At 50.9% G+C, this 12775-nt stretch carries 9 protein-coding genes; 4 read left to right on the top strand and 5 right to left on the bottom strand.

Annotated elements, in window-relative coordinates:
* Window positions 1–7 precede the first annotated feature (7 nt).
* Entirely contained in the window at window positions 8–1216 is a 1209-nt protein-coding gene (locus AC6I8V_RS26600) for an MFS transporter (protein ID WP_497847097.1), read from the top strand.
* Between the two features lie 89 nt (window positions 1217–1305).
* On the opposite strand, the gene AC6I8V_RS26595 is transcribed toward AC6I8V_RS26600, so the two are convergent.
* Window positions 1306–1824: a hypothetical protein gene (locus AC6I8V_RS26595; RefSeq protein ID WP_497847096.1), complete on the bottom strand. Its 519-nt coding sequence runs from the start codon at window positions 1822–1824 to the stop codon at window positions 1306–1308.
* 239 nt (window positions 1825–2063) lie between these two features.
* On the opposite strand from AC6I8V_RS26595, the gene AC6I8V_RS26590 reads away from it, so the two are divergent.
* Both AC6I8V_RS26590 and AC6I8V_RS26585 read left to right on the top strand, forming a co-directional pair.
* The gene (locus AC6I8V_RS26590; protein WP_497847095.1) at window positions 2064–2882 is read left to right on the top strand and encodes a DUF6694 family lipoprotein; all 819 of its coding nucleotides are present in this window, start codon (window positions 2064–2066) and stop codon (window positions 2880–2882) included.
* Between the two features lie 56 nt (window positions 2883–2938).
* The gene (locus AC6I8V_RS26585) at window positions 2939–4093 is read left to right on the top strand and encodes a hypothetical protein (RefSeq protein WP_497847094.1); all 1155 of its coding nucleotides are present in this window, start codon (window positions 2939–2941) and stop codon (window positions 4091–4093) included.
* Between the two features lie 79 nt (window positions 4094–4172).
* Here the strand turns inward: AC6I8V_RS26585 and AC6I8V_RS26580 are convergent, their stop codons facing one another.
* Both AC6I8V_RS26580 and AC6I8V_RS26575 read right to left on the bottom strand, forming a co-directional pair.
* Window positions 4173–4874 (bottom strand): hypothetical protein, encoded by a 702-nt coding sequence (locus AC6I8V_RS26580; RefSeq protein WP_497847093.1) that lies wholly within the window; start codon window positions 4872–4874, stop codon window positions 4173–4175.
* 276 nt (window positions 4875–5150) lie between these two features.
* Complete coding sequence (locus tag AC6I8V_RS26575) at window positions 5151–9257, bottom strand: putative Ig domain-containing protein (RefSeq protein ID WP_497847092.1); 4107 nt, start codon at window positions 9255–9257, stop codon at window positions 5151–5153.
* A 684-nt stretch (window positions 9258–9941) separates the two neighbouring features.
* Between AC6I8V_RS26575 and AC6I8V_RS26570 the strand changes: the two genes are divergently transcribed.
* Window positions 9942–10151, top strand: coding sequence for a DUF1471 domain-containing protein (locus AC6I8V_RS26570; protein ID WP_497847088.1), 210 nt, complete (start codon window positions 9942–9944; stop codon window positions 10149–10151).
* A 106-nt stretch (window positions 10152–10257) separates the two neighbouring features.
* Here the strand turns inward: AC6I8V_RS26570 and AC6I8V_RS26565 are convergent, their stop codons facing one another.
* On the bottom strand, window positions 10258–10872 hold the full coding sequence (locus AC6I8V_RS26565) for a DUF2913 family protein (protein ID WP_497847091.1): 615 nt from the start codon (window positions 10870–10872) through the stop codon (window positions 10258–10260).
* Window positions 10873–11559: 687 nt separating this feature from the next.
* A complete protein-coding gene (locus tag AC6I8V_RS26560) occupies window positions 11560–12687 on the bottom strand; it encodes an HNH endonuclease (protein WP_497847090.1) in 1128 nt (375 codons plus the stop codon).
* Window positions 12688–12775: the final 88 nt, after the last annotated feature.

Here is a 12775-nt window from a genome sequence, read left to right as displayed (position 1 = left end):
GCTTGCTATGTCACTGGTCTCACAGACGTTTAATCACAAAGCCCTTATACGGATAGCGATTGTAATGGCTTTTATCCAGTTCACTAATGCGCTGGAGTATATGGCGTTAACGCCTGTTTTTGCTTTTATGGCCGACGGGTTTTCGGTTCCGGTATCATTTTCCGGCTATGTCTCAGGCATGTACACGCTGGGTGCGGTCCTTTCTGGAATTGCTGCTTTTTACTGGATAGGTCGGTTTAATAAAAAACAATTCTTGAACAGGAATATGGTGTTGCTGGGAGCACTCACATTTTTGTGCACAATCACTACTCATTTTGGCACTCTTCTGGCACTACGATTTTGCGCTGGATTGGTTGGTGGCACGACAATGGGTGTGGGGATGAGTATTTTGATAAATTATGCCCCGGCAAACCTGCGTGGAAAAATGCTGGCAACGGTGATTGCGTCATTTTCTATGGTCAGTATATTCGGAATTCCCACGATATTATTTTTTTGCACACACTATGGTTGGCATATTGCGCTGTGGTTAATCAGTTTACTTTGCCTGGTATCTTTACCGTTGATAGTCTTTATCGTTCCCAAAGATACGGCCCCATCAGGCGCGCAGGCTAACCTGTCTATTGATACTCAAACCTTACTTTTCGCTTCCAGCACTGCACTGGTACAATTTAGTCCAATGCTGATAATTCCCATTTTGACGCCATTAATGACGCAGTATATGGGAGCACACCAAAACCTATTGCCCCTGTTGTTCTTAAGTGGAGGGGTTGCAGGTTATTTGTCTACAAAAATAACAGGTGTGCTGACATCACGTTTATCTGCTCTGATGTTGGCAACCGTTTCAACGCTGTTCTTTGTAGCAAGCCTGCTGATTCCTGCGCTGGGCTATCATAATGCAGTTCTGTTTGTGACCTTATTTCTTGCAGCCTCATACAGCCGACTTGTTTCCGCTTCGTCGGTTGCTGTCCAGTATCCTGAGGATGAACAACGAGCCAGTTTTTCTTCACTACAGACAGCAATGATGTACCTGATAACAACTCTCGCATTCTTTCTGTCGTCCTTATTACTCCCTGACCAGGGAATGACAGCACAAAATATACACAGACTGTTGATTGTCAGTGCATTAGCCGCATCGGCATTTCCCGTAATGGTGATAATACTCCAAAAGAAACTGGCTAAACGTACCAGCCAGTCTGCGCACCTTATCATTGATTAGCATCACCTGAGGGATATCGGCCGACGTGTTAATACCGGGAAAATCTGACTGATGACGGCCGGTTCTGCACGAAGATGAATGAACGCGACTTACTGTTCATCAGACCTGAATTTTGGTTCTGGTAATACTGGCGGGGTCGAATCCTGATAGCGAAGCCAGTTTTTCCAGAGATCATGTATTTGAAGCTGGGTAAGCTCAAGGGTACGGGATAGTGCGCCCACGCCAGCACCTGAACCGCCATCAAAAGCGATTACAGTAGACTCTGATGATTTATTGATCAGTGTATCCCAGGCCCCGTTTTCTGCCTGAAATGCTGCCAGTAATTTTTGTGAGTAGGCCGGGTTATCTTTATTTGAAGTCTTAATAAAGTCTTCTGCTGCTGTCAGATATTTGTTTTTGACCCACTTAACCTCAGCAAGTTTTTTGCCAAAACATTCACTGATGTCGATCGTCGTTTCCTGTGGCATACCGGCACAGGTGATGTTGAAAGTCTCAGTACCTTCAGCCAAATCACTTCCGGGCTGGTTCATATCATCTGCTGAGTAAGCCAGAAGCGGCATTGCTGAAAAAATGCATATAATCAATGATTTAATAGTTCTATGTTTCATTTTAAAGACCAGTGACCCCTTGTTGTCAGAGTCAGCAGAATACACCGGGCAACGATGAGTCAGGAATTAACTTCTGCATTCGCTATGGAGATGGCGGCCTGAAAGCTGCAATATCGCATCCCCGTGACGGGCTGGCTCTGCCTCAACGGAACGTTTCATTTCACTGCAAAACGCTTCCAAATGTTACACTGCGTCGTTAGGATTAATTTGAAAAATTATTTTCCGGGATAGGGATAGTTATGAAAAAAGCGGCGCTGATTATCGCGATGGCTCTGTTATTAAGCGGATGCGATAAACCAAAAATTGATACCTCCAGTGATGAGAGTATGAAGACATCTATACAGAAGGTCAGGGAGTCACTGCCTGAAAACAGGCGTGCGGAGTTTGATGATGCGCTTAAGGTCGTGGTGTTCAGCCATCTCAACATGCGAGACCTGATGCAGGCAGGGATGACACAGAATACCGCCTCCATTGAAGATCAGATGAAAACAGATCTCTCCGGCAAAACGGGTGAGGATATTATCTCTTACGCAGATACCATTAAAAAGGAACGGATCGTCAAAGAGAAAGAGCAGGCGCTCCAGGAAATCAGCGAGTTAGAGGCCAGGCAGAAAGCGGCAGAAGCCAGCCTCAGGCAGCTTGAGGCATTTAAGGTGACGCGGTCGCGTTTCTACTTCGAGAAGCAGAAGTATGGGCAGGACAAGCCAATCATCGACCTGAGTGTTGAGAATGGCACGACAAGAGCCGTCTCCCGCGCCTATTTCAAAGGGGTTATCGCCAGTCCGGGCAGGGAAGTGCCGTGGTTCTCCGGCACCTTCAACTACCAGATAGCCGGTGGCCTTGAGCCGGGTGAAAAGGCGGACTGGAGCCTTGCCCCCAATATGTTCTCTGACTGGGGTAAGGTGAACGCTCCGGCGGACGCCGTGTTCACCGTGACCGTGGTGCGTATTGACGACGCTCAGGGAAATCCAATCTTTGGTGATGCAACGTTCTCGGATCGCGATGCAGGACGGCTCGCTGAACTCAAATCGAAATATCCCGCCGGTTCCGGGCAGTGACCTGCCACTCAGCCTGCCTGTTGCGGGCTGAGTTACCGTATAAGGAGATACTACAGATGATCGATAGCCATCATTATTTAGCGCAGCTTCAGTCTTTATCAAATAAAACCCTTAAAACAAAGAAAATAAGCAATAAAAATATTTCTGAAATGCGCGATCTTATTACTGCGGTTATAAATAATCCGACTTCACTCAAGTCATTCTATCGCACGGAGCAAATTCACTGTGTCATTAACAGTGCAAACTATATTGCATGTTTCGGTAAATATAAAAATAAGGCCATTAAAATAAGGAGAATAAACGAGCTTTACGAATTGATTAATGAAAGTGTTCGACAGGGGAAACTTCCGGATAGAGCGTCAGATTATCCTGATTATAGAGAGAAGGATATATCATCAAAAACAAAGATAATATCGAGGGGAATTGGGGAGAAAACAGCGTTAAATGAAGAGATAATGAGGTCGCTTTTGCAGGCTTTCGGTGCTGTTACGGATGCAATCGAAATGATTAATGTCAACAGGGACCACGCAATTCACATTATCGAACATATCGTTGGTTTCAGGCTAAACAAGATTTATAAAGAAAATGAATTAATTTTGGATGTGCTTGATAAATTCATGCAGTTAAAGAAATTAATGGCTGGCTCCATTGAAAGGAAAGGGAGGAATATAACCATTTATGAAAATAACGATAAAGTAAAAGCGCTGGCGTGTGTTATGAATAACGATTTTTACAGGAGGGTTTTTATTGGAACTAAATTTTGTTCATTAACGAGTGTGATGAAAATAGATACTATCTTACATGAGTTCACTCATTTGCTTGGGAGCTGTGATTTTTTGTATTTACCCACTCCGGATAGTTCTTTTACAGACGGGGTAATGGCCATGAGGATATTAACTCACCACTCAGAGAGCGCGTTTAATAACCTCACCGTTGATTATTTGCATGAACGAGAACGCCCGATATTCAGAATATGGTCAGGAATGGCAACGATTGAGGAGGCTGTTGAAAAATTCCGTTCGGATGATGATTTCAGAGCGACAATCACGTTTAACAATGCTGATACCTTAGCGTTAATGGTTATAGCATTACATTATGAGTTTATAAACTTTAAGGAAAAAACTTTTGCAGTTGTCAGTCCGACAAACAGCGCCGTCTCGACCGCTATAAACTCCAGAGTATCTGGAACGCCCGTCCAGTCATCTTCTTAAGGATAGATCCGTCGGGGTTTGCGAAACCCTGCCAGTGCGCCCGGCACAACCAGGGTTAAGTACGGTGTTGAAGATATAATTACTTTTTTCTTTTCCACGGGTTAATCCCGGAAGGGGATGCTGGCGGGGTATATTTATCATTTTTTTCCGGCCGATTACCCATTGCCCACGTATAGAGCTTTTCGATTGACGAAAACTCTTTGCCCGTTAATGCATAATCATTGGATGTCGCATAAACCGATGCTCTGAAGTCACCTTTTTCGCCATCCTTTTTTCTCTCGCCAAAAAGCCACGTCAGATATCGGCGGAAAGTGGCGATATCCACGCCAGCAGAATTGCTACCCGCTTCATCTGCTAATATTTCGTAATTAAGATCTAAAGCCTGTCCATTTATTTCTTTCGCACCGTCACACTGGGGCAGGGTTTCCGGGTTACAGACTGCATTGGCGTAAACATCAAATCTGGCATATAAATCATCGTTCTTACGTCCCCACATGATAAAATGACAGTTTTCATGGATCGCCATCATATTGGTATCCTGATTGAGTCCGCAGCATAAGGTGCAGGCTGACGCTTTCTTTATTTCATCTTTTATACTTGATTTTTGAGATTTAAATTCAATGATAAAGAATTTATCAAAGGTCGAAAACATCGTGTCTGCATTAACGAACTGATCCTGTCCATTTAATGAGAACTTAATATCGGGGTTGGTATAATTAACGCAGGCACTTCTGAATTTCTTATCGAAAATATCTTTAACACTATCCTCTCTGCCAGCCATGAATCCATCCTTTTATATAATCTTCGTCTGCCAATACCATCGTGAAGCACATAATATTGACCTCCCTGCAAGAGGTTGTTGTTACATTTCAACGTGCTGATGGATTACTTTATCGCGATTTTCCTTCTTTGCAAGATAGCGTGCAACCCCGCGAAGAACTGAATCGGCCATCGTTTTCGTCGTCAGCCTCTTATTGCGGAGCCTGTGCATTCAGGCACAGGCTCCCTGAGCTTAGGTTGTCAGTTTGCAGAGCGCAGTACAGACCTGTCTGCGCACTCAGAAGCCAATATTCACCCGTACCATAATCATCTGGGAACGGGTCTGTTGTTCATCCAGACCCAGCGTGCCCTGATACGCAATACCTGGCGTGATGTCGTGCGGCAGCAGGAAATCGATACCCACTCCCAGCGCCAGCGTCTGTTTGCTCTGCTCATACAACGACATACTCCAGGTATCGTTGCCCACATCCGCATAGCCCACCCGCGCGCTACCGTTTTCGTTCATCAGCTGTGAATACTCCAGACGGCTTTGCAGCTTCACAAAACCCCAGCTGGTCGGCAGGCTGCGCTCGCCGCGCAGACCGGCGGTGGTGACCACCTGCGCGAACGTCTGCGGGGCAAACGCCAGGTTAAACGCTCCCGCGTCCGATTCCGCGTAGCTATCCAGCCAGGTGCGGTAATACTGCACGCGCGCATACGGAGAGATCAGAGTGTCGACCGTGCGGAACTCGTAGCCGGAGGTCAGCGAGCTGAACACCTGGCGCCCGGAACGGCTGCCGCGGGCAAAGGCGTCTGATTCGCTGACGTAACGCTTGCTGTCGAAATCGAGGCGGCTGTAACCCAGCAGGCCGTCGATAAAGAACGCGTCCGGGTGCCAGCTGCCATACAGGGCGCTGCTGAGCGAGCGGCCATTGTCACGGGTACCTGAATCGCCCACGTCGCTGACATCGCGGCCAAAGCCAAGTCCCATCCCGGCGGTCAAGGTCGGGGTGAAGCGATAATCGGCACCGGTGGTGATGCCGACCAGCGTATGGCTGAAGCGCACGCTGTCGTCTTTGTCGCTGCCAAAATCGATATAGCCGCCGGTCCAGTACGACAGACGATCGCCCGCATTGCGGCTGGCGAACGGCGAAGCCGGAGGAGGCTGCTGCTGATCGTGATCCTGCTGATATTTACGCTGCTGCTGCCAGGCGCTGGCCCACAGATCTTTATCCGCGTCGCGCTCTGGGCGGCCGGACGGCATGGTGAAGTGGATGCCGTTGTGATCGGAAGGCAGGTTCGCCCCGCTGTGCAGCTGCTCCAGACGGTCATTGAAGTTACGTATCTGGGCACGGGCAAAGTTCTGCGCTGCCTGCACCTGCGCGCTGATCAGGCCAATCACGTCCGCATCCGTGGCAGGATTCGGGCGGGCGGCGATGGTCAGCGTGACCTGCGCGGGCTGGGTGGTGCCGGATGCGCTGGTCAGCGCATAACGCAGGACAACGGTGCCGCTTGCCTGCGTGGCAGCGGTGAACAGCAGCTGATACGTGGATCCGGATGAGGTGATGGAGGCGGTGCCGACGCTGCCCGCCGGTTGATCCAGCAGATGCGCGTCGGTGAAGGGGCCACCGCTCGCGCCTGCCACCAGATTCACCTTCACCGACTGTCCGGCGTACAGCGAGGCGCTGTGGTCAGCGGCTACCGGTGCGGCGGCGTTGATCATCAGCGAATAGGCGGTCTGCATGGTCACGCCACTGGCGTCGGTCGCCGTCAGGGTAAATGAAGCGGCACCTGCCGCCACCGGCGTACCGCGCAGTTCACCGCTGGCGAACGTCAGCCCCTGCGGCAGTGCGCCGCTCAGCTGCCAGCGGTAAGGCGAGGTACCGCCTGACACGCTGAAGTTCTGATCGTAAACCTGGCCAGCCGTGCCCTCCGGCAGCGCGCCGCTGGCCGGGGCCATCACCAGCGTGGGGGCCGTCACCGTCAGAGAGACGGTCGCCTCCTGCGAAGTACCAAAGGCGTTGGTGGCGCTGTAGGTAAAGCTGTCGGTTCCGGCGTAACCGCTCACCGGGGTGTAGCGGATGCTGGTGCCTGTCACCAGCGCGGTGCCATGTCTGGCCTGACGGATCACCGCCACGCTGGTGGCAGAACCCGCAATGGCGAGGGTGATGGTGTTGTCGGTACTGCCCGCATTGATATTTGCCGTGACGGCAGCGGCAACCGGCGCGCTGCCGCCCGCCGCCACATTCAGGCTATAGCTGACCGTTCCGCTGGCATGGTTGCTGTCGGTCGCCGTCACCTGGAAGCTATAGCTGCCTGCGAGGGTAGGTGTGCCCGATAACACCCCGCTGCCACTGTTGAGCGTAATGCCCGCAGGCAGGCTGCTGGCGCTGTAGCTGTAGGGTGAGGTGCCGCCAGACGCGGTTACTGTCTGAGTCCAGGCGCTGCCCGTCGTCGCGGCAGGCAGTGCGCCCCCCGCAGGTGAGAATGTCAGTGCGGTTGCGTTAATGGTCAGCGAGACCGTGGCGCTGGCCGAGCTTCCTGTGCTGTTTGTCGCATGGTAGGTGAAGCTGTCGCTGCCGGCATAGCCGGGCGTCGGGGTATAGGTAATCGCCGTGCCGGAGGCGGTGGCGGTACCGTGCGCAGGTGCGCTGGCGACGCTGACCGAGGTGGCGGTGCCGCCCGAGAGTGCCAGCGGAATAGCGTTATTGCTGCTGTTGGCGCTGACGGTGGCCGTGACAGCACCGGCCACCGGCAACGGTTCGTCGACGTTCAGCGAGTAGCTCACGGTTCCGGTGGTGCTGTTGCTGTCCGTCGCGGTGATCTGAAAGCTAAAGCTGCCTGTCGTGGCAGGCGTTCCTGATAGCTGACCGGTAACACTGTTGAGCGTAATGCCCGCAGGCAGAGCACTGGCAATGTAACTGTAAGGCGACGTGCCGCCAGACGCGGTTACCGTCTGAGTCCAGGCGCTGCCCGTCGTGGCGTCAGGCAGTGCGCCCCCCGCAGGCGAGAATGTCAGTGCGGTTGGGCTAATGGTCAGCGCGACCGTAGCACTGGCAGAGTTTCCTGCGCTGTTTGTCGCATAGTAGGTGAAGCTGTCGCTGCCGACATAGCCGGGAATTGGCGTATAGGTAATAGTCGTGCCGGAGGCGGTGGCGGTTCCGTGCGCAGGTGCGCTGGCGACGCTGACCGAGGTAGCGGCGCCGCCAGAGAGTACCAGCGGAATAGCGTTATTGCTGCTGTTGGCGCTGACGATGGCGGTGACAGCACCGGCCACCGGCGCGGGTTCGGTCACAATTAGCGTGTAGCCAACGGTACTGGCGGCATGATTGCTGTCTGTCGCGGTGACCTGAAAAGTAAAGCTGCCTGTCGTGACAGGTATTCCTGACAGCACACCCGTGGTGGTGTTGAGTGTGATACCTGCGGGCAGACCGGTCGCGCCCCATGTGTAGGGCGCGGTGCCGCCGGAAGCGGTCAGCGGCTGTGACCAGGGGTTATTGCGTGTCGCGCCGGGAAGCGCGCCGGCTGCCGGGGCGAAGGTCAATACTGGCGCGGTGACGGATAACGTGACCGTGGCATTTCCAGAGGCTCCCGCGCTGTTTGTCGCATTGTAGGTAAAGCTATCGCTCCCGGAATAGCCGGCAGTCGGCGTATAGGTAATCGTGGTACCTGAAGCCGTTGCGGTGCCATGTGTCGGCTGGGATGCCACCGCAACCGATGTGGCTGCACCACCCGTGATTGACAGCGCGATCGCATTGTTCGAGCTGTTCGCGGCAACCGTGGCGGTGGCATCGTTCGCGACCGGAAGATCCTGCGCACGCGTTACGGTGATTGTGTAAGACTTGGTGGTGGTACCGTCCTGGGCGATCACCACCACCGGAATGCTCGTTGCCGCACCTGAAGCCAGGCTGACCGGGGAGGACGCGGAGCCAGAAGTCACCGATGCGCCGTTAACGGTGACAGTCGCGCCGGTATCCGTAGTAAAGGGGGTAACGGTGGTCGAGGACACGTTGCTCGCAACCGAGGCGGTATAATTCGTCGTCCCTGAGTTGAACAGCGGTGAGAGCGATCCAGCTGAGAGTGACAGGCTGCTGAGCGTTGCATCACTGGATGCGCTCGTAGCGCCGGTGCAGCTAAAAACAACGTTACTGATTTCACCATATGTCGTGGCCAGGCGAAGACGAAGCCCATTGCTGGCCAGGCTGCCTGCCGCCAGGCTCATGGTGACGGTATGCGGTGAGGTACTGGTGGATTGGGCCGCATTATAGGTCTGGGTATTGGCGTAGCTGTAAGCTGTCATACTGAAGGCATCAGCGTACATCACATCGCCACCCGATCCGCTGCCGCTGTCGGTAAAGCTGACGCTCAGGGCGTCGCTGGCATCAAAGTTGGTTCCGGGATACACATTCGACGTGTATGACAGTGATGTCGAACCTGAAAGCGCATTGACTGCCGAACACCCGCTCGACAATGCATACGCGGATGTGACAGAGATTGTGAACAGAACGAGAAAAGTAAAAACGAAACTGGCCGCGCGCTGCAGCCTGAAGTCGTAACGCACCATCATCCACCCAGATTGGTTTAGTATTATTAAATAAGATTTATCCGAATTGTGGACGTTAGCATGACTGTGCGGTGAGCGATAGCGAGATTTGCAGCGGAATTTGCTTCTTTTTCATGCCATTGCAGGGCATTGATAACCGCCTGTAAAGACATAAACCAGGCTGATTTTATAAATTATTTTTACTGATGTTTTAACGACTTAAAAAAATTCTCGATAAGCACACCTATGGTATCAAGTGCCAGGGCGCGCGGCTGGTGTGCCGGATTCATATCAGGGCGATGAGGTCAGCGTCCGGGTTTATGTGCTGTTGATCCTCGTTATCTTTCCTGCCTGCGGGTCTCTTCACTACGCAGAAACAGGCGTGAGCGGTGATTTGCCGGGCACCTAAGCCTGATAATTCTCTTTCAGTTTTTTTGAATTCTTTCAGCAAAACGATCAGCTTTTACTCGCCGGTCGGCAGGTCTATTCTCTCTCACATCGGGGCACAACGCTCCACCACTTAAAAAAATCTCTGAGGAAATGACCATGAAATCTATCAAAACTTTCGTTGCAGTTGCGGCTCTGTCACTGGTTTCTTTCGGCAGCTTTGCACAAAGCATTAGCGCTTCCGCCTCTACGCTGGACGGAGCAGAAGCCAAAATCGCGGCTCAGGCAAAACAGGCTGGCGCATCCTACAAAATCACCGGTGCACGCGTAGATAACGGCGCTTATCTGTCAGCTGAACTGACCAAATAAGTATGGTCGCATAAGGAAGTGCCAAATCAGGCTGCCCATCGGGTGGCCTTTTTTGTTGGTGGGTTCCGCGCTTAATGTCTGAGATCTGGCATGAAGGTGAAAGCGATTACTGCTCGTACAGTGAAGAGTGGGTTTTCAGCTGGAAGAGAGAAGGGTGGTTCGCATCCGGGCAGGCATCTGTCAGCCAGCCGCATCGGTTAAATACGGCTTCAAGACCGGCAATATTACCGGTGAGTTTTGCCATCAGCGGGGCAATCTGCATACCGTCATCATTAAATGACGCATTCAGCGAAGAGTGTGAAAAGTAGATTGCGTCTAAATGGGTGTTTATATCGATCGCATTGCGCCCGGACCATTCCCTGTCATTCAGCCGTCGGAATACCCAGCGCATTTCTTTGGCGGTTTCAACGGCGAAGGTCAGCCTGAACAGATCGTTTTGATCAGCCAGTTTCCCGGTACAGGAGAGCCAGAGATAATCGAGCTTATGTCGCAGTTTCGCGTTTGTCCCGAATGTCCGTCCCTGCTTTAGCAGCCAGTTGATATCCGTTGCCACTTCACGGGAAAAGCGGTGCTGTTTTAACGCGGTGGCGAGCCAGCGTGTCAGGAAGATATTCTCCTGTGATTCCGAGTTTACCAATCCGTCCTGTCTGGCAAGGCCCAGCGCAATCAGAGCACACCATGCCAGATGGCCGGTTTTATCTGTCAGTACTGAAGTGTCCATCTTTTACGTCTCCATGTAATAGGCCGCTGCTCCGTCTGGTCTTAGTGAAGTATATTGTCGCAAAAATGTAAACAGAATGTTTAATTGTATTTTTGGCGATGCGCGAAATAAAATAATTTCCTGCTAACGAAGGGTGTTAAAGAAAATTCTTAAATTCTGATTATAAATTATAAATATAATAATAAGTTGGATTTTAATTATTAACAATATTTAATAGTCAAAAAATAATGATCGAAACTGTTTAAATTGATCGCCTGAAATCAAAAAATGAATAATTTTTAACGATGGCGAATGGGGTAACAGGCATATAAGCCAGTGGCTGACTCGTTCGAAGCCCGGTGCCGCCTGAACGAATTTGTCGGGAGTGAGATGACTGATTTGGCGGTAATCGTCGGAACCAGGCCAGACTGGTTACTGGCAGCGGGTTGGTGTTGATCACATTCCACCAAAAGTCAAAACAGCCGGTGAATGGTGGCAGTGAAGCACAGGCTAAAGCGGGTGTAACATTGCTCGAAGTTTATGGGATACCGCATATGTCAGGCCCGGTGAGATATTGTCACTCTGCATTAGACATACCGATCAACGCACCGGCGGATCTGGGTCGCCCCCAGAGAACCGCACGGGCGTTTTCTGTATTGTGACCAGGCACTGAATGATTCTATGTGGTTGACGTTTCTTCGTCAGCCATTATTCCTCCAGTTGCATCCCCAACCCCTCTTTTTTTCTTGCTTTTATCCGTGCATGAGATTCATTGATAAATTTATTCACTTCGCTATTAGAGGGAGGGTTGAGATGCATATGAAGTAATCTCTCCTGAATGACATAGGCGTCTCTGATCACCTGGGCCTTATTATGACCTTCGTACCAGTCGGCACTTTCAATCCCCGGCCATCCCCGGTCTATACGTTCACTTACCTGACCAATTAAAAATCCTGTGGTGATTGGATTATCCGATTTTGCCGCGTTACATCCACGGCATACTGCCAGTAAATTGGCATCCGAATTATTTATTTCGTAGTTTTGTCCTTTCAACCTGGCGTCTATATGATCTATCTGAAATGCCATGTCTTGGTAAACGCCAAGGCAATAAAAACAGACTTTCCCTGTCCATCTGCCCACCTCAGTCATGACCTGATGTGTTGCCAGGGTATCGATTACCTGAAAAGCTCTGAATGGTGCATTGGCGCCCGGTGCCCTCCAGCTACGGATTTGTTTTTCACCGTCATTCAATAGCGGATTTACTAAGATCCCCTGAGACAATGGCTTATGCATCCATCTGGCAAGATAGTCGAAGAGGACTGCGTCGCCATGTGGTAAGTATACTGACATGATCTCACGGGCTAACCGTGTCTTTCTCTCGAAGTCAGAAAAATTTGTCAGGTAGCGGCGATGGAAGTTATCTGCCTCTTCCATTTTCAGCATTTCCGGGAAATCATCGCCCTTGGCATTATTGCAATCATTGCAGCAAATCAATAGGTTATCCGTATGGTGTAAATACTCTTCAAGCTTTGAATAGATGATGGTATTTAGAGGCAGATTGTCTTTGTCCTTATAAAGCTGGTAGCGCATATAAATTTGCTTGGGAATAATATGATCAACCTGCGTTGCATGACGCCCGGTATATTCAAGGCACCATGGGCAGACAATAACGCTCACTTCTGCCTTAATGGTCACCTCGGGTAACGTACTTAAGAAAAAATCCCTTACTGAGTTCACAAAACCATTCGTTTTTCTGTCTCTCATGCAATCTGCTGGAAAGGGTTGCAGGTCTGCCTGTTCATACTTATATCTGTCAGTGTTTTGTTCGTATCGCATATTACTCCCGGATTACGATAGTCGATCAGCGCCAGCGCGTTACATTCCGCGCTGGCTCTCGAAGAGAAATGACGCTTTAGCGCCAGAC

Source organism: Pantoea sp. X-Soil-TKNS-1207 (genome assembly GCF_059730485.1).
This window is presented reverse-complemented; position numbering and strand designations above follow the sequence as displayed.